We start from the raw sequence: 22811 nt of genomic DNA, 5'->3' as shown, positions 1-22811 counted from the left end.
ACCTGAGCGCTCGTGCGGATGACGTACGCCCGCGGAAAACCATCGGACAGGCGAAGACCGAAGGCCTGCGCTGATGCACGGCTCCACCTCACCTGGACGAGTCGTTCCCTGCCTCGGCGTCGCTCGTCCCAGCGCCGGCCTTCCGGAGGATCTCCTCGCTCAGCAGCCACCGATCCCCGCCGGGGTGGAACCTGCACCCGCGCTGCGAGGTGACCGTTTCGACAAGCCGCCGAAGTTGCCGAGCGTCGAGACCGTCGGTCATATCCGCAGCAAGCCGCATCGCGTGGTACTGCTCGAAAGCGCTGTACGAGTGCCCGATGGTGTCGAGCACCGCCTCGAATTCCCGCAACTCGCCTCTGGCCTGCATCAAAGCCAAGGCGGTGAAACGTTGTTCCTCGTTCCCTCCCGCAGCCAGCGCAGGACCTCCGCCGGCTCGAACCGCTCCTGCTCCGCCTGACGGCGCGCACGGGAAACGACCTCCTCCAGAGCCCGGGTGCGCTCGGGCCCGGGGGCCATCCGATCGCGCACCGTTCGGTACTCGGCCGCCGCAGGCTCGGCCACACCCAGCAGGGCCCGGGCCTCCGCCCGCAGACGGCGCGCGGTGGTGCTGTCCCCTCGGCGCTCGGCCTCCTCCGCGAGCACGTACGTATCCGCGGCAGCCGCACGAAGCCTGAGTTGGCTCCCCCGACCTCGAAGCTCTCCAAACGGTCGTCGAAGAGCGCGAGTACGAGCAGAACCCCCCGAGGGCGAGCAGCACCCCGGGGTGGGTGTCGCCGGTGAGGGTGCCGCCGACGCCGAGGTCCGCGCGCGCAGCCTCGTGGAAGGCGTTGAGCGCCGCGAAGGCCCTGCGGTGGCGGGGCCGCCACTCGTCCAAGGTGCCCGGCGTCTTGCCCAGGGCCTGCCAGTGATTTCCACGGCAACCGCGTTGAGGGGGTGGACGGCTTCCACTACGTCGTCGCCGGCCAGGAACATGATGCGTTTGAAGGCCCGGCCGCGGAGGCGGGCCGCGTCATCTATGGCGGCCACCATTGAGGACTCGGGGTCGGCGCCGGGGCGGATGCCCTCGCGGTGTTCGTAAAGGTCAACGACGAGGAAGATCGAGGCCCGGACGCCTCCTCGGTCGGCGGGATCTCCCGGTCGACAGGCCGGCACTCGTCCGAGAGGCTCAAACGCCGTGCTCGCGGAAAGACCCGCTCCATCCCGACCCCGCCCGTCCTCGTCGAGCTCCTGCGCGATCATCTCGAAGCGCACGGCACGGCCCCGGACGGACGTCTCTTCCGGGCCGCGGAAGGCGGCCACGTGCTCTCCAAGGAGTACGGCGAAGTGTGGCAGGAAGCCCGCAAGAAGGCGCTCACCCCGGAGGACGCCAAGACACCACTCGCCGACGTCCCGTACTCCCTCCGCCACGCCGGAGTCTCCCTGTGGCTCAGCTCCGGAGTGGAACCCACCGAGGTCGCCCGCCGCGCCGGCCACAGCGTCGCCGTGCTCTTCCTCTTCTACGCCAAGGTCGTCAAAGGACGGCAGACGCAGGACAACGAACGCATCGCCCGCGCCCTCGCGGAAGCCGACGACGACGCCCCGTGAGGAGCCCGCAGCCAGCGAATCCGGTCCACGCCTGGTCCACACGCACTGGTCGACAGTGGGATTCAGGCGGTCAGGAGTGAGACAGGTCACACACAGATGGCGTGCCCCGGAACCCGGAGCACGCCATCTGACCAGCTAAAACGCTGACCTGCGCGGAGGCTGTGGGATTTGAACCCACGGTGACATCGCTGCCACGACGGTTTCAAGACCGGCTCGGGCGGCGGATGCACAGGCGGGCTGACCAGCGGCAAGGCCGGGTGGCGGCCCTGTGGCCAGGGCGCGCTGACCACAGGTTGGCCACGGCTTCCGTGCAGAGTTCCAGTGGCGACATCCGCCCTTACAAGGCGGACATCGTCGGGAGCGCCCGTGCAGGACAAGAGCACAGCGCCCTGGCCAAAGATCTATCGTGATGCAGGTGGGCTGTACCTCACCTGGCCAAGTCGTCCCCGGCTGGCGTGTCGCTTGATCGAGCGCTGATCTTCTCGAGGATGTTCCCGCTCAGGGTCCACCGATCCCCGCCGCGGAAGAATCTGTACCCGCGCTGCGAGGTGACCGTTTCGGCAAGCCGCCTGAGCTGCCGAGCGTCGAGATCGTCGACCATATCCACAGCAAGCCGCATCGCGTGGTACTGCTCGAAAGCACTGTACGAGTGCCCGATGGCGTCCAGCACGGCCTCGAAGTCCCGCAACTCCCGTAAGGCCTGCATCAGAACCAAGGCGGTGACACGTTGCTCTTCGTTTCCCTCCCGCAGCCAACGCAGAACCTCCGCCGGCTCGAATCGCTCCTCCTTCGCCCGACGGCGCGTGCGAGCAACATGCTCCTCAAGAGCGCGAGTGCGCTCCGGCCCAGGCGCCATCGAATCACGCAACGCTCGGTACTCGGCTGCCGCAGGCTCGGCCACGCCCAGCAGGGCCCGTGCCTCCTCGCGCAGACGGCGCGCGGTGCTGCTGTCCCCTTGGCGTTCCGCCTCCTCCGCGAGTGCGTACGTGTCCGCGGCGGCCGCGCGAAGCCTGAGCTTGGCTCCCCCGAATTCGAAGCTCTCCAAGCGATCCTCGAACAGCGCGAGAACCAGCAGCACGCCACCGAGACCGAGCAGCACCCCCGTGCCCGTCCCGTTCTCGGTCACGAACACCGCGCATACTCCTGTCCCCAACGACCCTGTCCCCAGCAGGCCCACGAGCACACGGCGTAAGCGCGTGAATCTGGTTGGCATCGACCGTAGATCCACCGAATCTCCCCTCCTCGCTGGGAGGAAGCTATCGCGTGCCTTCTGTCCCGGCCCGGTAAACCCAGCAGTGGCCGGGCAGCGGTGTAAGCGTTGCCGGCCGTGGTGGCCTCCCCGCCTGCTCACCTTCCCCATGACGCGGACGGGTTGTTCCCGAGGTGACGGACAGCCCTCTCGGCCATCGGTGGCTCCGTCCTCATGCGGCACCGCAAAACAAGTGGTCATCCGCTGCGGGCCCACCGCACTCTTTAGCTGTGACAGACGCAGCGACATACCGGATCCGCGCCAGCTTCACAGCGACGACAATCACCGTGTACCAGGCGTACCCGGCGCACATCGGCTTGCCCGCAGCAAGGGACGGTCGCTTCCCGGAGACCTGGCAGCGGGACCGGATGACATGGATCAAGCCGTCGTTCCTGTGGATGATGTACCGCTGCGGCTGGGCCACCAACGACGGCCAGGAGACGGTCCTCGCCATCGAGATGTCCCGCGCCGGCTTCGCGTGGGCGCTGAGCCACGCCTGCCTGTCACACTACAAACCAGGCCTGCACGCCGACCGGGCCACATGGAAACGCCAGCTGAAACAAGCCGCCGCTCGTGTGCAGTGGGATCCTGAACGCGATGTGCACATGCGGCCCCTTCCTCATCGCTCGCTGCAACTGGGCCTTGCTGGCGAGGCGGCCCGACGGTACGCGGACGAGTGGACGCTCGCCATCACCGACATCACGCCGTGCGTACACCGGATCCACAACCTCCTTCGTGAGGGGAACGGGACGAAAGCCGAGCAGCTCCTCCCCGCGGAGGCCCCGTATCCCGTCGAGGACCACTTGCTGGCCCACCTGCGCTCGTGAGGGACGTCCAGGGCAGGCGGGTCGTCACAATCCCACGGACGGTTGCCGCTCCCATTGCTCCGGGGGCTCCAGCAACGGACCCACGACGGTGCGGGCACCGCACATGTAGAAGGCCCACCTCAGATCATCGCACGGAAAGACGGCTTCTCCCCGGGAATCGACCCAGACCTGAACGATGTTCCCGGCAGCGAGAGTGACGTCCCACCAGGACCAGGCCCGCCTGCCCGGATCGTACGAATAGAGGAAATCCTGAGTCGTCCAACCGCTTTCTCCCCGATGCAGGGAATAGCGCGGGGCGCCGTCCTCCCAGTGCTCGATCGCCCACACCGGTACACCTGACTCGGGGAGCTCGTCCGCGTCGAAGTCGGCTTCGCGCGAGATCCGCACTCCGGCTTCGATGACAGATCTCACCTTGCGTCCGAAGTCGTCGACCTCGCGCCAATCACTCAACTCGACGAAAAAGCTGGACAACGGACCCAGTGGCACGGAGGGACGGTTGACCAGGCGCTCGAGCTCGTCGCTGCTCCCGTCGGCCGACGTGTGATCGCGCATCTCGGACATCATCGCACCACTCTTCCTGAGCCCGGGATTATCGCTCCCAGCAAGGCGGAGAAGTCTCCGTGCTCCCACGCGGGGTCGAACAGGTTTGCAGGAATTCCGTAGAGATCGGGCCCCTTGGTCGGATCGTCCACCTGCGGGCGGCCATTGGAGTGGATATTCCACTTCCGGCGGCTCATACCGCGGGCCTCATCTTGCCTGACGGCCGAAGCTCTCACTCGATCGACAAATGAGCGGGGTACATCGAAGGCGATGATCCTGCTGCCCGATCCGCGGAACGTCTCACTGTGTGAGATGTCTCCACTCATATTCAAGTGCAGCATCTGGTCCCCAGCGATCGACACATTCCCTTCACTGTCCACCGAGAGGCGTTGGCTCAGGGGATGGTCCGACTGAGCCCGGTACACAGTAACCGGATCGTCGCCCGTGCCGGTGCCGCAGTGGGCGGTGAGGCCGAGGGGGTCGGTCCACAGCAGGGGGTTGTCGACGTAGCCGTACGGGTCGGGTGCGGGGGCCGGGCCCAGCGGGTCCGGGCTGAGGTAGCGAGCGGTGGCGGGGTCGTAGTAGCGGTGGAGGTTGTAGTGGAGCCCGGATTCGGGATCCGCGTACTGGCCGGGCAGCCGTAGCGGGGTGGTGGTCCGGCTGGCGGTGGAGTGGACCGTGGTGCCCCACACGGTGGTGCGCTGCTGCCAGGCGAGGGTGCCGTCGGGGGCGTAGAGGTGTGTTGGGGTGCCGATGAGGTCGGTGACGACGGCGAAGAATCTGCGGTCGATTTCGTCCTGGCTGGCGTTGGAGGCCAGTTGTTCACGCTGGGCGATGGGATGCAGGCCGCGGTAGTCCCAGGTGAGGGTGTAGGGGCCGGGCAGGTGGGGGCCCTGGGCGGTTTGTTCGACCAGGGTGGGGCCGTGCCAGGTGTAGTGCGTCCGTTCCCAGGCGCTCAGGCCCTGGGCATCGTCGGTTTCCTGCACGACGTGCTGCTTGCCGATACGGCGGCCGAGGGGGTCGTAGCGGTAGTGCCAGTGCTGCCCGTCGGGGGTCGTGACGTCGGTGAGACGGTCCTCGACGTCCCAGGAGTACGTCCAGGTGGAGGGCCGGCCGGACAGGGTCGTACTGCGACGGGCGGTGACCCGGCCCTGGGCGTCGTAGCTGTAATGGAGGCGGCCGGCGGTGCGCAGCCGGGCGCCGTCGTAGGCACGGGGACCGTGTCCGGCCTGGGACTGGGGAGTCGTGAGGTCGGCCGCTACGGGGTGGCCCGCGCGGTCGTAGACGTACTGTTCGGTCCAGGTGCCTCCTCGGACGGCAGTGACCCGGCCGGCAGGATCGAGGTCGTAGTGGACGGCCTCGGCGGACTGCCCGGCCGTCTGGCCGCTGAAGGACGTCAGGTTGCCGTCGGCCCGGAAGGCGTAGGAGCGGTGCAGCAGGTGTTCGGGGGCCGGGCCGATGGCCGTGGCGGCCGTGCTGGACAGGGTCTGGTCGGTGAGGCGGTAGGAGGCGTCCCAGACGAAGGCAAGGCGCAGTTCGGAGCCGAGGCGGCGGAGGGTCTCCTGTCCGGCGGCGTCGTGGTCGAAGTCGACGCGGTGCCCGTCCGCGTCCAGCGACGTCGGGTTGCCGGCCGGGTCGTACGTCCACCGGCTCTCGCTTCCGGAAGGGGTGCGGCGACGGGTAAGCCTGCCGAGACCGTCGTAGGCGAGGTCGAGGGTGCGTCCGTCGACGCTCTCGGACAGCAGGCGGCCTACGGGGTCGTAGCCGCGGATCAGCTCGGTGATGCCGTCGCGCGCGCTCAGAAGACGCCCGGCACGGTCGTAGGCGTATTGGGTGACGGCGCCGTTCGCGTCCTTCCTGACGACGCGGCCCAGCGCGTCCAAGTGGTAGGCGATCGTCTGGCCGAGGCCGTTGGTACGGGTGGTCAACCGCCCAGCGGCGTCGTAGGTATACGTGAGCGACCGGCCGTCGAAGTCGGTTTCGCCGATCACCCGCCCGGCTGCGTCGTGGCGGTAGTTCCAGGTCAGGCCCTGCGGCTGGGTCACCTGAACCAGGCGCAGCTCCGTGTCGTACACGAAGGTGTAGCGGGCGCCGTCGGGGTCGGTTCGATCCGTGGCCAGGCCGAAGTGCGTGTACGTCAGGGCGGTGACCGCGCCCGAGGGGTCGGTGTGCCGGGTCGTGTTGCCTTCCGCGTCGTAGTCCCAGGCGTGCCTGGCGCCGTCGGGTTCGGTACGCGACAGCGGTCGTCCCTCGACCGACCACTTGTAGCCGGTTGTATTGCCCAGGGGATCGGTGACGTCGATGATCCGGCCGAAGGCGTCACGGCGATAGCGTGTGGCCGCCCCGAGCGGGTCGATGACCTCAACCGGCAACCCGGCCTCGTCACATCGCACCAGGGTCGTGTGACCGGCGGGATTCGTCACCGAGGTCGCACGACCGTCGTCGTCGTAAGCGAAGCGGGTCGTGGCCCCGGCGGCGTCAGTGACCTCGGTGCGGTTGCCCCTCGCGTCGAACGCCTGACGCCAGGTCGCGCCGTCGGGCGCGACGACCTCGGCGGGCAGGCGCCGTGCGTCGTACGCGATCCGCACCACGGTGCCGTCGGGCCGTTCCACACCGGTGACGTCCCCTTGGGAGTTCCTGGCCAGGCGGGTGGTGCGGCCGAGCTAGTCAGTGCGTGACAGGAGCTGGCCGTACGGGTCGTGTTCGGTGTGGACGGTGCCGCCGAGGGGGTCGACGACCGTGGTGAGGTGGCCGTGGCGGTCGTAGTGGTATTCGGTGCGGGCGCCCAGGCTGTCGGTGATGGTGGTGACGCGGGCCTCGGTGTCGTATGCGAAGTGGGCTTGGAGGGCGCCTTGGGGGCCGTGGCCTCGGGTGACGCGGCCGTCGGAGCCGTATTCGTAGGCGTACCAGTGGTTGTTGCGGTCGGTCCAGGAGGTGATCCGGTCGTGGTCGTCGTAGGCGTACGTCAGTGGCAGGCCGGTGGAATCGGTGAGAGCGGTCAGGCGGCCACGGCCGTCGTAGCTGTATTGGAGAATCCGCGTGCTCGTGCCGTCGTGGATCAGGCGCAGGCCGCTGATGCGGGGCCCGGTGAGGGTGCGGGTGGTGTCGACGGCTACGCGGTAGCCGCCGGTGTGGCGGATTTCTGTCGGCAGGCCGTCGGGCCCGGTGAGGTAGTCGATGCGGTGGCCGTTGCGGTCGGTCAGCGCGGTGATCGTACGAGTCTGTGCCCCAGGTGCAGGTGGGGTGGCGAAGTGGCGGGTGACACCGGTGGCGGTGTCCTCGATGCGGATGGTGTCGGTGTCCCGGTCCCAGATCAGGGGGCGTTGCGGGCCGCGTATGGGCAGAACGCTTGGTTGCTGGTCGGTGGGCAGGGGGTAGTGCTGGATTTCGGCGTCCTCGCCGGCGTAGTGGATGCCGTCGGGATCGATCTGGATGCGCTGGTCGAGGGTTGAGGCCCACCCTGGGCCGAACCAGCGTCCGCCGGTGTAGCCGGAGGCGTAGGCGCGGCGCAGCACCACGGGCAGCAGGCCGGGCAGGTCGATGTCGGTGGCGGAGGTGATCATCTGGCCGGAGACGACGTCGACGGGGTCGCCGCCTGTGGTGCAGCCGCCGTTGCCCTCCGAGGGCTGCCCGGGGGCGTGTTCACCGCCCAGCGGCGGCTCGTCGCCTTGCTGATGGGGGAGGTGCCCGGTGTCGCTGACGTCGTGGGGTGCGTGGACGGAGGGCTGTTTGGTGTCGTGCATGAGGCCCCGCAGGGCTGTTTCGTGCTTGAGGTCGGCTGCGGTGGTGTCCTCGGCGATGCCGGTCAGGTTGTGGCCGGTGGAGTGGTACAGATCCCCGACCGCCTTGCCGGCGTCCTCGCCCAGGGTCTTGCCGAGCCTGGTCGCGGCGTGTTCCAGGGCTGCGACGATGCGGTTGGTCACTGGAAGTTCACCCCGGCGAGCTTGGTCTGCAGGGTTGTGGCGTGGCCGGTGACGGTCTCGGCGTGGCCGTGCATCGTGGTGGCGTGGAAGGTCAGCATGGACGGGTGGATCTCGAAGCCGGGGCCGCCGTCCCATCCGTCGGTGTCCACGCCGAGGGCGTCCTCGGTGGCCTTGAACATCAGCCCGCTCGCCGCCTTGCCGACGGCTTCGACCAGGGGGTCCAGGGCCGCTTCGATGACCTCGGCGATGATGTACTGGGTGAGCTGGTCCTCCAGGACCTGCACGGCCTTCTCGGCCAGCTTCACCGTCGCCGCTGCCGCCGCCTCCGACAACCCCAGCGTCTCCACCGCCGCCGCCTGCTCCGCCACGAACGCGGTTGCCAGGCCGATGAGTTCGGCGATGCACTCGCCCTTCATCGTCACGATCACGCCCGCGGCCACGTCCAGCGCGGTGGCCACCCCGTGGCACAGGCTGACCAACTCGGCCATGTGCGTGGAGGACTTCTCACCCCACGCGGCCAGCAGCGCCTCGTAGGAGGCCCCCTTGTAGTGAGCCCCCAGCTCCTTGACGGTGGCCGTGGCCTGCTGGTGGGTGGTGTCCACCGCCGAGGCGAACTCCCGGATGTGCGAGGCGAACTCCCGCACCTTGTCCTCGTTGACGTTCGGCCAGCTGATCCCGACGACGCTCAGGAACGACACCACCGGCCCCGGCAACTCAACCGCCACAAGCCAGCCCCCCACAGGACACACCCGATGCGGACAGTGATCAGGCTACGTCAGAAAAAGACACCGATGGGAGCAATTTGCCGCAGACGTGCCCCAAACCGGCTGCCAGCAATGGACATTCAGGCCCTCGGAGCCCAAGGCCTTCCGCTCAGCCCCTCCCCATGCCGAGCCGGCGGAAGGAGCAGGTCCCGGTCCGTAGGGGCCTCGCCAGTTCTGGTCACGAGGGGCTCTACCCAATACGCAGGGGGCGGGCCCCGGAGAACCGGGACCCGCCCCCACCTGCGCGTTTACTACCTGCGCGGAGGCTGTGGGATTTGAACCCACGGTGACATCGCTGCCACGACGGTTTTCAAGACCGTTCCCTTCGGCCGCTCGGGCAAGCCTCCCCGGGAGGGCCGCCGGGGGTGGGGTGGCGGCGTCCCGGGGGACAGCTTAGTGGGTGGTCAGTTGGGGGAGTCGCCCACGCGGCTGCCGAGGGTGACCGTGGTGGTGTGGGTGGAGCCGTTGCGGGTGTAGGTGAGGGTGGCCTTGTCGCCCGGGGAGTGGGTCCAGATCTCGCCGATCAGGGTCTGGCCGCTGTCGATGATCGTGTCGTCGAACTTGGTGATCACGTCACCGGGCTTCAGGCCCGCCTGGGCGCCCGGGCCGCCCGCGGTGACCGAGTCGGCGGAGGTGCCGATCCGGGCCCCGTCGCCCTGGTACTGCGTGTCCAGGCTCACCTTCATCACCGGGTAGACCGGCTGGCCGGTCCTGATGAGCTGGTCGGCGACCCGCTTGGCCTGGTTGATCGGGATCGCGAAGCCCAGGCCGACGCTGCCGCCCTGGCTGCCCGGCGACGTGGTGCCGCCCGGCTGGATCGCCGAGTTGATGCCGATCACCGAGCCCGTCGCGTTCAGCAGCGGCCCACCGGAGTTGCCCGGGTTGATCGACGCGTCCGTCTGGATCGCGCTCATGTACGAGGACGCCGAGCCCTGGCCGTCGCTCGACGCCACCGGGCGGTGCACCGCGCTCACGATGCCCGTAGTCACCGTACCGGACAGGCCGAACGGCGCACCGATCGCGATCGTCGCGTCGCCCACCTGCGCGTCGTCCGAGTTGCCCAGCGGCAGCGGCGACAGCTTGATCCCGCTGGCGTTCTTCAGCTTGATGACCGCCACGTCGTAGCCCTGGGCCCGGCCGACCACCGACGCGTCGTACGTGTTGCCGTTGGAGAACGTGACGGTCAGCTTGCCGCCCGAGTCCGCCGCCGGCGCCACCACGTGGTTGTTGGTCAGGATGTGGCCCTGCGTGTCGTAGACGAACCCGGTGCCCGTACCGCTCTCCTGGCTGCCGCTCGCCTTGATCGTCACCACGCTGGGCAGCGCCCGGTTCGCGATGCCCGCCACCGATGTGGGGGCCCGGTTGAGCGCCTGGGTGCTCTGCGGCGCCGAGATGGTGGTCGAGTTCGAGTTGTCGTTGTTGTGCTTGGCCACCTCGTAGCCGATGCCGCCGCCGACGCCGCCCGCCACCAGTGCGGCGACCACGACGGCCGCCACCAGGGCGCCGACTCCGCGTCGCCGGCCACCCGAGCCGTCGCCCTGCGGCGGTACGGACCCGGGCCACGGCGTCCCGCCGCCCCCGCCCGGCTGGCCCGGCTCCGGGCCGTTGGTGCCGCCGTACGCGCCGGAGGACATCCCGGCGTACGCGCCCGAGGAGGCGTACGCCGGAGTGGCCGGCACGGCATAGGGGTCCGGGTTCGGGCCATGACCCTGGCCCTGGCCCTGGCTCGCGTCGGGGTTCGGCCCCGCCGGATATCCGCCGCCTTGTGTCGCGTCCGCCTTCGCCGCCGAATCCGGCGCAATAGCGGCGGGTTGCGCGGGCGGCTCGCTCACAGCGGGCGCGGGAGGCGCTGCGGCGGGAGGTACCGACGCGGGAGGAGCAGGATGCGGCGCGTGCGCCAGCTCATTCGGCGGCGGCCCGTACGGCGACGGCGGCCCCACCGGCGGCGGCGCCTGCATCGGAGCGCCAGGTGCCGGGGCGGACGGCGGCGTGGGCGCCGAAGCCGGCACCGGCGGCTGCGTAGGCAGCACCTCTGTGCGCGGTTCCCGCGGCTCGTCCGTCAGCCGCGGGTCGGAGACGGGCTCCGCGGGCGGGGCCGCAGGCACGGGGGGAGCAGCGGGGGCCACCTGGGCACCGTCGCTGGCGGCACCCTCGTGTGCCGCTGCTGCCGACTCCGCAGCCGGCTGGGAGGACCCGGCTTCGTTCTCGGTGCTCACAGCGACTCTCCTCATCAGGGTCAGGACAAATGTAAAGGGGTGCGCACAGCATTTCCCACGGCGTGTCGGACCGCCGTAAGCGGTAGCTGTGCGTTCCGTGCGCCCGCCGCACAGCGCAGGCCGGAGGCGGAACGGAGCCGAACCGCAACCGGCAGGCGCGCGGGAGAACGTAGGCGAGCGTACGTGCCCGTACCGCATGCCCGCAGCACCGCCGCCCCGGCCAGCGGCGCCCCGCCCGCCACAGTCGGCACGGTGGCACCATGGGCCGGTGACCTTCCTCCGCGCGGTCCAGGACGCGCATCCCGAGGGGCGACAGGTGCAGGTCGTCGCTCATCGGGGCGCCTCCGAGGACGTACCAGAACATACGCTCGCCGCGTACCGGAAAGCCATTGAGGAGGGCGCGGACGCGCTGGAATGCGACGTACGGCTCACCGCGGACGGCGCGCTGGTGTGCGTGCACGACTGGCGGGTGAACCGGACGTCCAACGGCCGCGGCGCGGTCTCGTCCCTGGAGCTGGCGGATCTGGCGGCGCTGGACTTCGGCTCGTGGAAGGGGCAGTACGCCGACCCGGAGACGCCTGAGCGCTTCGACCCGGGCGAGCGCAGCCAGGTGCTGACCCTGCAGCGGCTGCTGGAGTTGGTCGTCGAGACCGACCGCCGGGTGGAGCTGGCCATCGAGACCAAGCACCCCACCCGCTGGGCCGGCCAGGTGGAGGAACGGCTGATCGACCTGCTGCGCCGCTTCGACCTGGACCGCCCGCCGCATGGCGAGCCCTCCCGGGTGCGGGTGATGAGCTTTTCCTCGCGCTCATTGCGCCGGGTACGGATGGCCGCGCCCGCCCTGCCGACCGTCTACCTGATGCAGTACGTCACCCCGCGCCATCGTGACGGGCGGCTGCCGGCGGGGGTGGGGATCGCCGGGCCGAGCATGCGGATCGTCCGCACGAACCCGGGGTACGTGGACCGGCTGCACCGGGCCGGGCACCGGGTGCACGTGTGGACCGTGGACGAGCCGGCCGACGTCGAGCTGTGCGTACGGCTCGGGGTGGACGCGGTGATCACCAACCGGCCGCGGAAGGTGCTGGCCCAGTTGGGGCGCTGACTGCCCGGCCACAGATACCGGCGATCCGCCGCCTGCGGGCCTGCCTGCGCGTACGCCGCCCGCGGGTCCGCCAAGCCCCTGGCAGGGGCCCCGCACGCTCCGGGACGACCCCGACTTCCCGGGGCAACCTTGGTAACCATCCTTACCCGGCGTGTTGCGGCGCAAGCAGAGCGTATCGGCTCGCGCCGGATCGTGCCAGGGGCATGGGCATATCGCGGTGCTGTGTATGGAGTGCGTCAATAGATCGCGGTTGGGCAGTTTCCGGTCTTGTCCCGGGGGGCATTCACCTTGTGGCGTGGGGTGAAGGAGGTCTCGGGGGTGTCGTTGATGGTGGCCCAGGAGGTGCCGACGTCCACGACCATGGCCCTGCCCCATGGTCCTGCGGGTGTCGCGGAGGCGCGCAGAAGGCTGCGAGCCGATTTGTACGCGCGGGACGTACCGGATCCGGTCGTCGACGACGCGGTCCTCATTCTGTCCGAATTGCTCAGCAATTCCTGCCGGCATGCCCGCCCGCTGAGCGAAGCCGCATATCCCGACGGCACGGTACAGGCGGGCGCTCAGGCGCCCGCCCCTCGTTTGACGGCCGTGCCCACCGATCGCGGCACGAAGCTTCCGGCGGACCCGGCCCCGGATCCGGACGCGGACTATCCGGACAGCGAGGCGTACGGGATACGGGCTTTCTGGTCGGTCGGCCCGAACGGCCTGCTCAACCTGGAGGTCACCGACGGGGGCGGGCCCACCCGGCCCCGGCCGGCCAGCCCCTCGCTGACCGCGCGCGGCGGCCGTGGCCTGGGTATCGTCGCAGCCCTGGCGCTGCGCTGGGGGGTGCGCGACGCCCCCGGCGAGGTCACCGTATGGGTGCTGCTGCCGGTCCGCGGCCGCCATGCCCGGCGGGACAACCCGACCGGAATCGGCCTGCCCCGGGGCGTACCACTCGACTTGCCACTGGATCTCGCGGAATCCCTCGACGATATGACCTGAGTGATCTGCGTCACATTTTCCGGTATCACTCGGGTCATCAGCAGGTGAGATTTTCGGCCCGGAACGCTGTCGCTTTCCGGATTTTCGGCCGACTCCCGCGGAACCGCCACTTCCGGCGGCATACGGCGCAGCCGGCCGGTGAGTCCACAGGTGATCCGTTGACGATCCGGCGGCGATCTCAAGGCGATCCCATGACGATCCCGTGGCGATCCATCGGAGTTCCGCCGTCGTTCCGGCGGCGTTCTGACGGCCTTCCGGAAGGTTCCGGCGGTGTTGTGCCGGTGTTCCCGTGCTTTAGCCGGAACGGCCCCTGTGTCCGATTCTTCGGCCCGATTCACCGCTTGACACGACGCGCACGCGTTCCGGCCCATTTGCGCCGAGTACGAACCGGCGGCCGGGCTCCGCTCCGTATCGCACAGATCCCGACGCCCCGGAAAACCGGACCCGCACATTTTCCGAGCCGGGCCACCGCTCGCGGGCCCGCGAAAACCGCCGCGCCGCCCGCCCGTACCGTCCGGCCCGGCGCACCCGTGACCGTTCGGGCCGCCGACCGGTGCCCGATCGGACCCCCGACGTCCACCAACCCCCCGCCCCCCTCCCGCTAAGCTCCGCCGGGTACCCGCCGTACCGGAAACACACCGGAAGACCCGGAAGAGACCGAGCCATGGCCAAGAAGCGCGCGACCCCCACCCAGAGCAAGGCCCCCCGCAACAGCACGGGCGAGATCCCCGTGGTCGGCGCGCGCGAGCCCTGCCCGTGCGGCTCGGGCCGCCGGTACAAGGCGTGCCACGGCCGGGAGAGCGCCCACGCGGTGACCGAACTGGTGCAGCGCCCGTTCGAGGGGCTGCCCGGCGAGTGCGACTGGGTGGCGCTGCGCGAACTCGTGCCGGCCGCCACCGCGGAGCTGACACTCGCGGGCGGCCTGCCCGAGGGCGTGCCGACGGTGACGCTCGGCACAGTGCTGCCGATGGCCTGGCCGGGGCTGCGCCGGGACACCGGCGGCGTGCTGCTCGGCCTGCAGAACGACGTGGTGACCGGCGACATCAGCCGGGACCTGGCCGACACCCTGAGCCGGGCGCTGACCGCGGAGCCGGGCAACCCGGTGGAGGCCCGGCGGCCGGCCGCGGACGGGCTGCGGCTGCAGGACCTCCTCGACCTGGCCGCGCCCTTCGTGCCCGAGGTGCACAGCGGCTTCGAGTTCTGGCTGGAGGACGCGGAGGCGGCGACCGGCGAGGTCGCCGCGTCGCTGGAGCGCGCCAACCAGGCGGCGATCCCGACCGTACGGCTGACCGAGGTGGACGCGGCGTACTGGTGCCAGACGCCGGAGAAGAACCACCTGCGGTGGGTGATGCCGTACCCGGAGGACGATCTGCTGGACGCGCTGGCCCGGCTGCACGCCGCCGGGGCGTCCTCGCTGGGCGCGAACACCCGCCTGGTCGGTTCCTTCCGCGCGCACGGCCTGGTGGCGCCGGTGTGGGACCTACCGGTGGGCATGCCCGCCGACGAGGTGGAGAAGCCGGCCGCGCAGTTCCAGGAGCGGCTGACCGAGACGCTGGCCGTCACCGGGCCGCTGAGCGCCGAGGAGCGGCGGGCCCGCAGCGGCTTCACCAACCGCCAGATCACCCTGCGCTGAGCGCCTGGGGCCGGCCGCCCTGCGGCTGGCCCTCTCGGCTGTCCGGCGTCGGGCCCCCGGCGCTGCGCCGGTCGGCTCCCGGCCACCATCCGCCCCACCGCCAACACCCGTCCGGGGTACGGCCGTACCCCCGGCGCCAGGCCCCGCCGCGGGGTCGAACTGAGCGGTCAGTCAGTGATGTCGATCACAACTCCCGGGAAAACCCCGGGAAATCGAGGGCGGCCTCCGCTTCCGGGATTTGCGAACGGCGGAAGTCTTGTTACCGTTTGAACAGCCCGGTCGCTGGTGCATCCCCCGTCGCCAGCGACCGGGCACTTCCATACCCGCCGCCAGCCGCCGCCATTGCGCCGGGTAGGCCGCGCAGGTTCTTCGCGTCAATGGACGCGCGCCGGACGTACGCCGCCAACGCGACTCATGGGTGTCGGTTACGGGTCGTCCGCGGATCGACTGAGCCAGCGTCCTGTCCGCGCCTGTACGGTCGCCCGGAACGCGCGCATCGACGCGCGCCTCTGCTCCGGATGGTCCCCGCCTCGTCGGCCGCGGCGTCCCTACGCCCGGCCCGGCCGCACCGCTCGCCGGCGCGGCCCCCCTCCACCTCTTTGTTCGTACGGCATCCGTACGTCGTCCCTACGTCCCGGACCCCCCGGTCCGGGTCCCCCATCAGCCGATCGAAGCGATCAGTACGTGAGCCGGTCGCCGTCCGGCGCCGTGCGTCCCGCGCGGACCATCGCGTCCACCAGGGTGCTGATCTGCGGCAGCCAGGGAGCGGACTCCCCCGGCTCCACCACCGGCTCGCGCACCCAGCGCAACTGGCCGGAGTTGCCGCTCGACGGCGGCAGGGCGACGTATCCGCCGTCACCGTGGTAACGCAGCGAGGTCGGCACCCACTCCTGGCTGTCGAGGAGTTCGCCCAGCTCGGCGAGGGAGTAGGGGGCCACCAGGAAGATGTAGCGGGTGGGAGTGGCGACCACCGGGCCGAGCCGGAAGCCGAAGTGCTCGATGGCGGTCAGGGCGTGCGCGCCGGCCGCCGCGGGCAGGCTCGCGGCCGAGACCCGGTCGCCGGTGGCGAGCACCACAGGCGCGTCGGGCCGGTTGGTCCACCACCAGCGCACCATGCGCGGGTCGCGCGTGGCGGCGAGCAGACCGGGGTCGAGCGGGTGCACGCCGGGCACCGGGCAGTTGGGGCGCGGGCAGGCGCACGGCTGCGCGCCGGTCGCCCGCCAAGTGCCCCGCCGGTCGTACCCGACGCCGGGCACGACACGCCATTTCCACTGCTCGGCGTAGGTGAGGGCCGCGCTCAGCAGCGCGGTCCGCCCCTTTCGCGGGAGCTGGAGTGAGAGCTTGCGTCGCCTTCCGAGGATCTCGCGCATCAGCGCTCGTTCCTTTCCGTTAACGCCCATGGATCTGCCCATTACACAACGTAACTGTCGAGCACACCGCATACGAGGCAGCGCAGCACACTGCCAGCCGAGCGTGGAACGTGGCGGAGGGTGGTGCGCGCGAGGCGCTCATTGTGGCGCACAAAGCCCTGAGCGTGAGCAACCGGTCATGCTCCCGCCGGACGCGGCACCCTTCTGCCACTCGGGGTTGGGTCGGCCGTCAACTGTTTACGTACTACGACGCTTGAGCCGGACATCGGGTTCCTACCCAGCACCCACGATATGACGCGCTGTTGGCCGGGATCAGTCGACAGTGCGCATGAACCGGGGGTGGCTGTTTTGAGCCAATGTTCGGGACAGCGTCCGGCCAACGTACGTCGGTCCGGCCCGGAACCGCAAGGCTCCGACACCATCTCTTGTACCAGGACAATCCTGGACATGCCCACGATCGTGCGTGTAGAAGTGGGGTTCTTGATAGCGGCGCAGCACGACTTGGGGGTTTGCGATGCTATTGATGCGGATGTTCCGCGCGGCGCGAACAAAACACGCTGAATTCCCCGCTCGCCGGACCCCGGCCGGGAGCTCCCGGCCATGAGCCCCGCTCACGTCAGAAAAGTGGCCGGAACCGAACCGTCTTCCGCCGGCATCCCCCAGACTGACGCCGCCGCGATCACTCCGGCGGCCGTCCCCGTGCCGCCCGCGCTTCCCGCCGGACACCCCGAGCGGATGCCGGACCGCGGCTCCCCGGAGCACCCGATCGCCGTCCAGGACCGGCTCGCCGCCTGGGTGTGCGACCTGTCGCTGCTGCACGAGCTCACCGAACGCCTGGTCCGCACCGCCGAGCCGGGCGATGTCCTGCACGAGGTGCTCCAGGCGGGCGCCACTCTGGTCGGTGCCCGGCGCGGCATGATCACCCTGGAGTGCCCGGACGGTTTCGGCCGCCGGAACTCCGTCGGACTCGGTCTGGCCCACGCGGACCTCGGCGCCCTGGAGACAATTTCGGCCACGGCGCCGACCGAGCCCGTCGCCCTGGACGTGGCGCCGGAGGTGGTGCACGGTGACCTGCGCCACGGGCCGGGGCTGTCCGCGCGGCACCGCGAGGTGGCCGAACGGCTCGGCCTCGGCGCCAGTTACGCGCTGCCGCTGACCGCCGAGCGGACCGGGACCCTCGGCACCGCGGTGTGGTTCTACGACGAGCCGGCCGAACCCGCCGCCCGCCAGCGCCGTTTGGCCGGCCTCTACCTGCGGTTCGCCGCCGAGCACTTGGGGCGCTGCTTGGCGCTGGCCCGCGCCAACGAGGCCGCTTCGTCGCTGGCCGCCGAACTCCTGCCGGCCCGGCTGCCGCGGGTGCCGGGGGTACGGATGGCGGTCCGGCACGACGCCGGGCCGCGTGGTGGCGGCGACTGGTACGACGCGCTGCCGCTGCCGGAAGGCGCGCTCGGGCTCGCCGTCGGCGGGGTGACGGGCGCCGGGCCGGGCGCGGTGGCCGCAATGGGGCGGCTGCGGGCGAGCCTGCGGGCGTATGCCGTGATGGAGGGCGAGGACCCGGTCGCCGTGCTGTCCGACCTGGAGCTCCTGCTGCGGCTGACCGAGCCGGCCCGCGCGGCGACCGCGCTGTTCGGGTACGCGACCGCGCTCCCGGGCGGCGGGCGGCGGCTGGTGCTGGCCGGTGCCGGGCACTGCCCGCCGCTGGTGGTCGGCGACCGGCGCTGCGAGTACGTGGAGACGTCGCTTTCGGCGCCGCTGAACATGCTGAGCTGCTGGGAGGCGCCGAGCGTCGAGATGTGCGCCCACCCCGGGGAGAGCCTGCTGCTCTACACCGACGGGCTGCTGCACCGCACCGGCGAGCCGGTCGACCGGGCCTTCGCCCGGCTGCACGCGGCCGCGCAGGGCGCGCCCCACTCGGTCCGCGCCGATCCCGAGCGGCTCGCCGATCATGTGGTGCGCGCGATGCTGCCGGACGGCGTGGACCGTACGGACGGGGTGGAGGACCTGGTGCTGATGGTGGCGCGGTTCGACTGAGGCGGATGGGCCCCGGGAGGACGCGGGGCCCGGGAAGCGCCGAGAACCGCGCAGGTCGGGCGCCGGGTGCGCGAGTTTTCCACAGGCGAAGGGGCGGGCCGCCCGGAGCGGAGGGGGGCCGCCCTACGATGGACGAAAGTTCGTCGTGGAGGAGGCAGGACGTGGACGTGGCGGAGGCCGATCCGAGCGGCACCCAGGACCCGCGGGACCCGAAGGACACCGGTGACCAGCAGATCAAGCAGCGCAAGAACCGGCTGTACCCGGCGGTGTCCGAGGAGCTGGCCGCGCTGATGAAGTCGGGCTGGGCTGACACCGAGCGGCACGGCCTGGAGCCGATACCGCAGGCGGAGCACACCGCGGCGCGGCGGGCCGCGCTGTCCGCGCGCTTCCCCGGCGAGCGGATCGTGGTCCCGGCCGGGAACCTGCGCACCCGCGCCAATGACACGGACTACCCCTTCCGGGCCGCCTCGGAGTACGTCCACCTCACCGGCGACCAGACCCAGGACGCCGTGCTGGTGTTCGAGCCGCTCGCGGAGGGCGGCCACGAGGCGACCGCGTACCTGCTGCCGCGCTCGGACCGGGACAACGGCGAGTTCTGGCTCGACGGTCAGGGCGAGCTGTGGGTCGGCCGGCGGCACAGCCTGACCGAGGCCGAGCAGCTGCTCGGGGTGCCGTGCAAGGACGTCCGCAAGCTGACCGACGCACTGCGCGCGGCCACCGGCCCGGTCCGGGTGGTGCGGGGGTACGACGCGGGGATCGAGGCCGCCCTCGCCGACAAGGTGACCGGCGAGCGGGACACGGAACTCACCGAGTTCCTGTCCGAACTGCGCCTGGTCAAGGACGAGTTCGAGATCACGGAGCTGGAGAAGGCGTGCGACTCCACCGCACGCGGCTTCGAGGACGTGGTGCGCGTGCTGGACCGCGCCGAGGCCACCAGCGAGCGGTACATCGAGGGCACCTTCTTCCTGCGCGCCCGGGTGGAGGGCAACGACGTGGGCTACGGCTCGATCTGCGCCGCGGGCCCGCACGCCACCACCCTGCACTGGGTGCGCAACGACGGCCCGGTCCGCTCCGGCGAACTGCTGCTGCTGGACGCCGGCGTGGAGACCCACGAGCTCTACACCGCCGACGTCACCCGCACCCTGCCGATCAACGGCACCTTCTCGCCGCTCCAGCGCAAGATCTACGACGCGGTGTACGAGGCGCAGGAGGCCGGCATCGCCGCGGTCAAGCCGGGCGCGGCCTACCGCGACTTCCACGACGCGTCCCAGCGGGTGCTCGCGGAGAAGCTGGTGGAGTGGGGCCTGCTCGACGGCCCGGTCGAGCGGGTGCTCGAACTGGCCCTCCAGCGCCGGTGGACGCTGCACGGCACCGGTCACATGCTCGGCCTGGACGTGCACGACTGCGCGCACGCGCGGACCGAGACGTATGTGGACTGCACCCTCGAGCCGGGCATGGTGCTCACGGTGGAGCCCGGGCTGTACTTCCAGACCGACGACCTGACGGTGCCGGCCGAGTACCGCGGCATAGGCGTGCGGATCGAGGACGACATCCTGGTCACCGAGGACGGCAACCGGAATCTGTCGGCGGGGCTGCCCCGGGAGGCCGGCGCGGTCGAGGCGTGGATGGCCTCGCTGCGGGCCTAGGTCACGCGGGCCCGGTTCCGTGCGGGCGTCGTTCGGTGCGGGCCCGGCTCGGCGTGGCGGGGCCCTGCCTCGGCTTCCGGTCAGGAGGCCCTGAGCAGGGCTCCGTCCCGCCACTTCAGTACCTTGTCGAAGGAGACGACCGTCCCGTGTCCGGGCCGGTCCTGGTAGTGGACATGGTCCACCAAGGCCTCGATGAGGAAGAGCCCCCGCCCGTGCTCGGCGTGCTGGCCGCGGTGGGCCGGCGTCCGGGTCGAATGACGGAGGAAACGGTCGCGGGCGAAACCCGGTCCGGAATCGGCCACCTCGATCCTGCAGCGTTCGCCGTCGATCTGTGCGGTGACGCTGTAGTTGGTGGCGGATCCGGCGTGTTCCACGGCGTTCGCGCACGCCTCGGTGAGGGCCACCGAGAGGTCGAAGGAGATGTCGGGGTCCACCCCGGCGGTCTCCATCGTCCCCAGCAGCAGTCTCCGGGCGAGCGGAACACTCGCAGCCTCGCGCCGCAAATGGAGGGACCACCAGATGCTCATGTTCCAGCCTCCTGGCCGCGGCTCGACATACGGTTACGTATTGCCGCGAAGGGCAGCGCGTAAGCGTGGTGTTGACGTGATGCCGCTCATTCGGCCGACGCGCGGGCCAGGCGGACGGGTGTATGGGCGGCGTGGCGAAACAGCCCCGTAACGGGACGAGACCCCCATCACGTGGCCACCCACTGTGGGCCGGGCGAGGCCGCGGTGAGAAGATGTCGCCCGTCATGGCTTCCCCCGCCACCGTGCGCGCAGGCGCCGGCTTGAGAGTGCTGCGGGCCGCGGTGTTCACCGCGGTCTGCGTCGTGCTGGCCGCGGCCGGGCACACGCTGGCCTCGGGACGTACGGTGCCGGGCTGGTCACTGGTGCTGGGCTGGCTCGCGGTGTTCGCGGTGGTCGCCCCGCTGGCCGGGCGCGAAAGGACGCTGCCCGGCATCGCGGCACTGCTGGCGGTCGGGCAGATCGCGCTGCACGCGGTGTTCAGCATGGGCCAGGCCTGCGCGGCCCTTCCGGCCTCCGTCCTCACCGCGCCGGCCGGCGCAAGCGGTACGGGCGCCGGGACCGGTGGCGGAAGTCTGCTGGCCGTGGCCGCCCGGCTGGTGTGCGGCACGCACGGTTTCCGGCTGACCGCCGAGACCGCCCGGGCAGTGGTGAGCCGCGCGGGCCTGGACCCGTCGGCGTTCGGGTCGACGCCGGGGGCGGCGCACGCGATCGGAATGTCCGGGGCAGCCGGAATGACGTCCATGCCGGGAATGCCTGGCATGTCCGCCGGATCCGCAGGCGGCGGCGCCGGCTGGCGCGCGGTACTGACGGCCCTGCCGGTGTGCTCGCTGCCGATGCTGCTCGGCCACTTGCTGGCCGCGGTGGTGGCGGGTCTGCTGCTGCGCCGCGGCGAGGCCGCGCTGTGGAAGCTGGTCCGGCTGTCGCGGCGGGTGCGCGGCACCACCCGGCTCTCCCCGGCAGCCGCGCTGCGCCGCGCCCACGCGCTGCTGTCGGTGCTCGCGGCACGGGCCCCCTACCCGCTGCGGCACGGCCGGGCGGACGGGCGGGGGATCCGGGCCCGGCACCGTTCGGTGTGGCTGCGGCACTCGGTGACCAGACGCGGGCCGCCGGAGTTCGCCCTGGCGGCCTGACGCGGCGTCGGCTCTCCGGCTTTCCCTTCTCCCCGGGCTTTCCCGGGCTCTCGTGGGTTCTCCCGCGGTTTTCCGCGGCGCTTCACGCGGGGAGGGCGGCAGCGGTACGGCGCGCGGGTCCGCCTCGCCACGTCACCGTTCGTCCGTCCATCAGCGGCACTGTCCGTACGCGCTCGGTCCGTACGCGCGCGCTGTTCGTCAGCGCTCGGTCCGGCAAGTCCCGCGGCGCTCGGTCCGCAGTGCCCTGCCCCCTCTCACCGTGGAGAACACCTCTGCCATGAGCAGCTCACGTATGCCTGCCTCGTCCGCCGGGTCCGTTCCACCGGCCGCCGCACCGTACGCGCACCTGCCGCACGCGTCCGGGACGTCCCGAACCTCCCGTACCTCCCGGGCCGCCCGTACCCACCGGACCTACCGCACGACCGGGCTGTCCCGGCTGCGGCGCCGGGCCGTGACCGTCGCGGCGCTCGCCGGGTCGGCCGTCGTACTGGCCGCGGTGCCCGCGTTCGCGCACGTCACCGTGCAGCCGAACACGGCCCCCAAGGGCAGCTACAGCACCGTGAACTTCAAGGTCCCCGACGAGGAGGACCACGCCAAGACCGTCCGGATCGAGGTCAACCTGCCGGCCGACCACCCGATCGCGTCGGTCTCCCTCCAGCCGGTGCCCGGCTGGACCGCGCAGGTCACCACCGTCAAGCTGGCCACCCCGCTCAAGACGGACGACGGCACCGTCAGCGAGGCGGTCAGCAAGATCACCTGGTCCGGCGGGAAGATCCAGCCGGGTCAGTTCCAGCAGTTCCCGGTCTCTTTCGGCCCGCTGCCGGACAACACGGACACCCTGACCTTCAAGACCCTGCAGACGTACGACAACGGCGACATCGTCCGCTGGATCGACATCCCGCAGGCCGGTCAGCCCGAGCCGGACCACCCGGCGCCGGCCCTGACCCTGACCGTGGCGCCGGCCTCGGGCAGCGGAAGCGGCTCGGCCACAGGTTCCACGCCGACCGGCACACCGGCCGCGGCCCCCGCGTCCGACCCCAAGGCCGGCACCGCCGCGAACGCGAACGCCCCGATTCCCGGCGAGGGCAACGACGACACGGCCCGGGCGCTGGGCGTCGCGGGCATCGTGCTCGGCATCGCCGGTGTGGCCTTCGGCGTCTTCGCCGGCCGCCGCCGCAACCCCGCCGGTGACTCCCCGAGCGGGCCGGCCGGCGGTTCGCCGGGCGCCTCCGCCTGATCCGGCCGTCATCCACCGGGTGGCCGCCCCGCGGGCGGATACGGTCCGCCG

19 protein-coding genes, 1 tRNA gene and 1 pseudogene are annotated in these 22811 nt (G+C 71.1%); 9 read left to right on the top strand and 12 right to left on the bottom strand.

What is annotated here, in order from left to right:
* Positions 1–88: 88 nt before the first annotated feature.
* Positions 89–331, bottom strand: coding sequence for a hypothetical protein (locus tag ITX44_RS16050; protein WP_205357886.1), 243 nt, complete (start codon positions 329–331; stop codon positions 89–91).
* Positions 332–366: 35 nt separating this feature from the next.
* Positions 367–642, bottom strand: coding sequence for a hypothetical protein (locus tag ITX44_RS16045; protein WP_205357885.1), 276 nt, complete (start codon positions 640–642; stop codon positions 367–369).
* A gap of 426 nt (positions 643–1068) precedes the next feature.
* Here ITX44_RS16045 and ITX44_RS16040 point away from each other — a divergent pair, with 426 nt between their 5' ends.
* Positions 1069–1584, top strand: a complete 516-nt coding sequence (locus ITX44_RS16040) for a site-specific integrase (protein WP_205357884.1) — start codon at positions 1069–1071, stop codon at positions 1582–1584.
* A gap of 427 nt (positions 1585–2011) precedes the next feature.
* On the opposite strand, the gene ITX44_RS16035 is transcribed toward ITX44_RS16040, so the two are convergent.
* Complete coding sequence (locus ITX44_RS16035; RefSeq protein ID WP_205357883.1) at positions 2012–2716, bottom strand: hypothetical protein; 705 nt, start codon at positions 2714–2716, stop codon at positions 2012–2014.
* 347 nt (positions 2717–3063) lie between these two features.
* On the opposite strand from ITX44_RS16035, the gene ITX44_RS16030 reads away from it, so the two are divergent.
* Positions 3064–3660 (top strand): DUF4291 domain-containing protein, encoded by a 597-nt coding sequence (locus tag ITX44_RS16030; RefSeq protein WP_205357882.1) that lies wholly within the window; start codon positions 3064–3066, stop codon positions 3658–3660.
* A 24-nt stretch (positions 3661–3684) separates the two neighbouring features.
* Here ITX44_RS16030 and ITX44_RS16025 read toward each other — a convergent pair whose 3' ends face one another.
* The 6 genes and pseudogenes from ITX44_RS16025 to ITX44_RS16000 all read right to left on the bottom strand — a co-directional run bounded on the left by ITX44_RS16025 (position 3685) and on the right by ITX44_RS16000 (position 11118).
* A complete protein-coding gene (locus tag ITX44_RS16025; RefSeq protein WP_205357881.1) occupies positions 3685–4224 on the bottom strand; it encodes a hypothetical protein in 540 nt (179 codons plus the stop codon).
* Positions 4221–6761, bottom strand: a pseudogene (locus tag ITX44_RS16020) (RHS repeat-associated core domain-containing protein); the annotation flags it as partial. The gene ITX44_RS16025 and the pseudogene ITX44_RS16020, both read right to left, overlap by 4 nt.
* A 102-nt stretch (positions 6762–6863) precedes the next feature.
* A complete protein-coding gene (locus tag ITX44_RS16015) occupies positions 6864–8123 on the bottom strand; it encodes a DUF6531 domain-containing protein (protein WP_205357879.1) in 1260 nt (419 codons plus the stop codon).
* Positions 8120–8848, bottom strand: a complete 729-nt coding sequence (locus ITX44_RS16010) for a WXG100 family type VII secretion target (protein WP_205357878.1) — start codon at positions 8846–8848, stop codon at positions 8120–8122. Before ITX44_RS16010 ends, ITX44_RS16015 begins: the two co-directional genes overlap by 4 nt.
* A 299-nt stretch (positions 8849–9147) precedes the next feature.
* Positions 9148–9234, bottom strand: a tRNA-Ser gene (locus tag ITX44_RS16005).
* A gap of 57 nt (positions 9235–9291) precedes the next feature.
* Positions 9292–11118, bottom strand: coding sequence for a S1C family serine protease (locus tag ITX44_RS16000; RefSeq protein ID WP_205357877.1), 1827 nt, complete (start codon positions 11116–11118; stop codon positions 9292–9294).
* A 253-nt stretch (positions 11119–11371) separates the two neighbouring features.
* Here ITX44_RS16000 and ITX44_RS15995 point away from each other — a divergent pair, with 253 nt between their 5' ends.
* Positions 11372–12205, top strand: a complete 834-nt coding sequence (locus tag ITX44_RS15995) for a glycerophosphodiester phosphodiesterase (RefSeq protein ID WP_307795287.1) — start codon at positions 11372–11374, stop codon at positions 12203–12205.
* 236 nt (positions 12206–12441) lie between these two features.
* Here the strand turns inward: ITX44_RS15995 and ITX44_RS42180 are convergent, their stop codons facing one another.
* Positions 12442–12567, bottom strand: a complete 126-nt coding sequence (locus ITX44_RS42180) for a hypothetical protein (RefSeq protein ID WP_265934225.1) — start codon at positions 12565–12567, stop codon at positions 12442–12444.
* 223 nt (positions 12568–12790) lie between these two features.
* On the opposite strand from ITX44_RS42180, the gene ITX44_RS43020 reads away from it, so the two are divergent.
* Both ITX44_RS43020 and ITX44_RS15985 read left to right on the top strand, forming a co-directional pair.
* Positions 12791–13186, top strand: coding sequence for an ATP-binding protein (locus ITX44_RS43020; RefSeq protein WP_372440927.1), 396 nt, complete (start codon positions 12791–12793; stop codon positions 13184–13186).
* 664 nt (positions 13187–13850) lie between these two features.
* A complete protein-coding gene (locus ITX44_RS15985; protein WP_205357874.1) occupies positions 13851–14819 on the top strand; it encodes a DUF5926 family protein in 969 nt (322 codons plus the stop codon).
* 677 nt (positions 14820–15496) lie between these two features.
* Here the strand turns inward: ITX44_RS15985 and ITX44_RS15980 are convergent.
* Entirely contained in the window at positions 15497–16189 is a 693-nt protein-coding gene (locus ITX44_RS15980) for a bifunctional DNA primase/polymerase (protein WP_205357873.1), read from the bottom strand.
* Positions 16190–16789: 600 nt separating this feature from the next.
* Here ITX44_RS15980 and ITX44_RS15975 point away from each other — a divergent pair.
* Both ITX44_RS15975 and ITX44_RS15970 read left to right on the top strand, forming a co-directional pair.
* Positions 16790–18220: a PP2C family protein-serine/threonine phosphatase gene (locus ITX44_RS15975; RefSeq protein WP_205357872.1), complete on the top strand. Its 1431-nt coding sequence runs from the start codon at positions 16790–16792 to the stop codon at positions 18218–18220.
* Between the two features lie 233 nt (positions 18221–18453).
* Positions 18454–19866, top strand: a complete 1413-nt coding sequence (locus ITX44_RS15970; RefSeq protein ID WP_372440931.1) for an aminopeptidase P family protein — start codon at positions 18454–18456, stop codon at positions 19864–19866.
* An 80-nt stretch (positions 19867–19946) separates the two neighbouring features.
* On the opposite strand, the gene ITX44_RS15965 is transcribed toward ITX44_RS15970, so the two are convergent.
* A complete protein-coding gene (locus ITX44_RS15965; RefSeq protein ID WP_205357870.1) occupies positions 19947–20393 on the bottom strand; it encodes an ATP-binding protein in 447 nt (148 codons plus the stop codon).
* Positions 20394–20617: 224 nt separating this feature from the next.
* On the opposite strand from ITX44_RS15965, the gene ITX44_RS15960 reads away from it, so the two are divergent.
* Positions 20618–21523: a hypothetical protein gene (locus tag ITX44_RS15960; protein ID WP_205357869.1), complete on the top strand. Its 906-nt coding sequence runs from the start codon at positions 20618–20620 to the stop codon at positions 21521–21523.
* Between the two features lie 277 nt (positions 21524–21800).
* Positions 21801–22760: a YcnI family copper-binding membrane protein gene (locus ITX44_RS15955; RefSeq protein ID WP_236060645.1), complete on the top strand. Its 960-nt coding sequence runs from the start codon at positions 21801–21803 to the stop codon at positions 22758–22760.
* The last annotated feature ends 51 nt before the right edge of the window (positions 22761–22811 follow it).

The organism is Actinacidiphila acididurans (genome assembly GCF_016918855.1).
Taxonomy (GTDB): Bacteria; Actinomycetota; Actinomycetes; order Streptomycetales; family Streptomycetaceae; genus Actinacidiphila; species Actinacidiphila acididurans.
Note: the sequence above shows the minus strand (reverse complement) of the source record. Positions and strands in the feature narration are given on the sequence as shown.

What these genes read in the sequence shown, in the direction of transcription:
- ITX44_RS15975 (WP_205357872.1), top strand. Translation starts at nt 16,790, where the DNA reads ATGAGCCCCGCTCACGTCAGAAAAGTGGCCGGAACCGAACCGTCTTCC.
- ITX44_RS42180 (WP_265934225.1), bottom strand. Translation starts at nt 12,567, where the DNA reads ATGGTCGTGGACGTCGGCACCTCCTGGGCCACCATCAACGACACCCCC.
- ITX44_RS16025 (WP_205357881.1), bottom strand. Translation starts at nt 4,224, where the DNA reads ATGATGTCCGAGATGCGCGATCACACGTCGGCCGACGGGAGCAGCGAC.
- ITX44_RS15980 (WP_205357873.1), bottom strand. Translation starts at nt 16,189, where the DNA reads ATGCGCGAGATCCTCGGAAGGCGACGCAAGCTCTCACTCCAGCTCCCG.
- ITX44_RS15965 (WP_205357870.1), bottom strand. Translation starts at nt 20,393, where the DNA reads ATGAGCATCTGGTGGTCCCTCCATTTGCGGCGCGAGGCTGCGAGTGTT.
- ITX44_RS16000 (WP_205357877.1), bottom strand. Translation starts at nt 11,118, where the DNA reads ATGAGGAGAGTCGCTGTGAGCACCGAGAACGAAGCCGGGTCCTCCCAG.
- ITX44_RS15960 (WP_205357869.1), top strand. Translation starts at nt 20,618, where the DNA reads ATGGCTTCCCCCGCCACCGTGCGCGCAGGCGCCGGCTTGAGAGTGCTG.
- ITX44_RS15985 (WP_205357874.1), top strand. Translation starts at nt 13,851, where the DNA reads ATGGCCAAGAAGCGCGCGACCCCCACCCAGAGCAAGGCCCCCCGCAAC.
- ITX44_RS15955 (WP_236060645.1), top strand. Translation starts at nt 21,801, where the DNA reads ATGAGCAGCTCACGTATGCCTGCCTCGTCCGCCGGGTCCGTTCCACCG.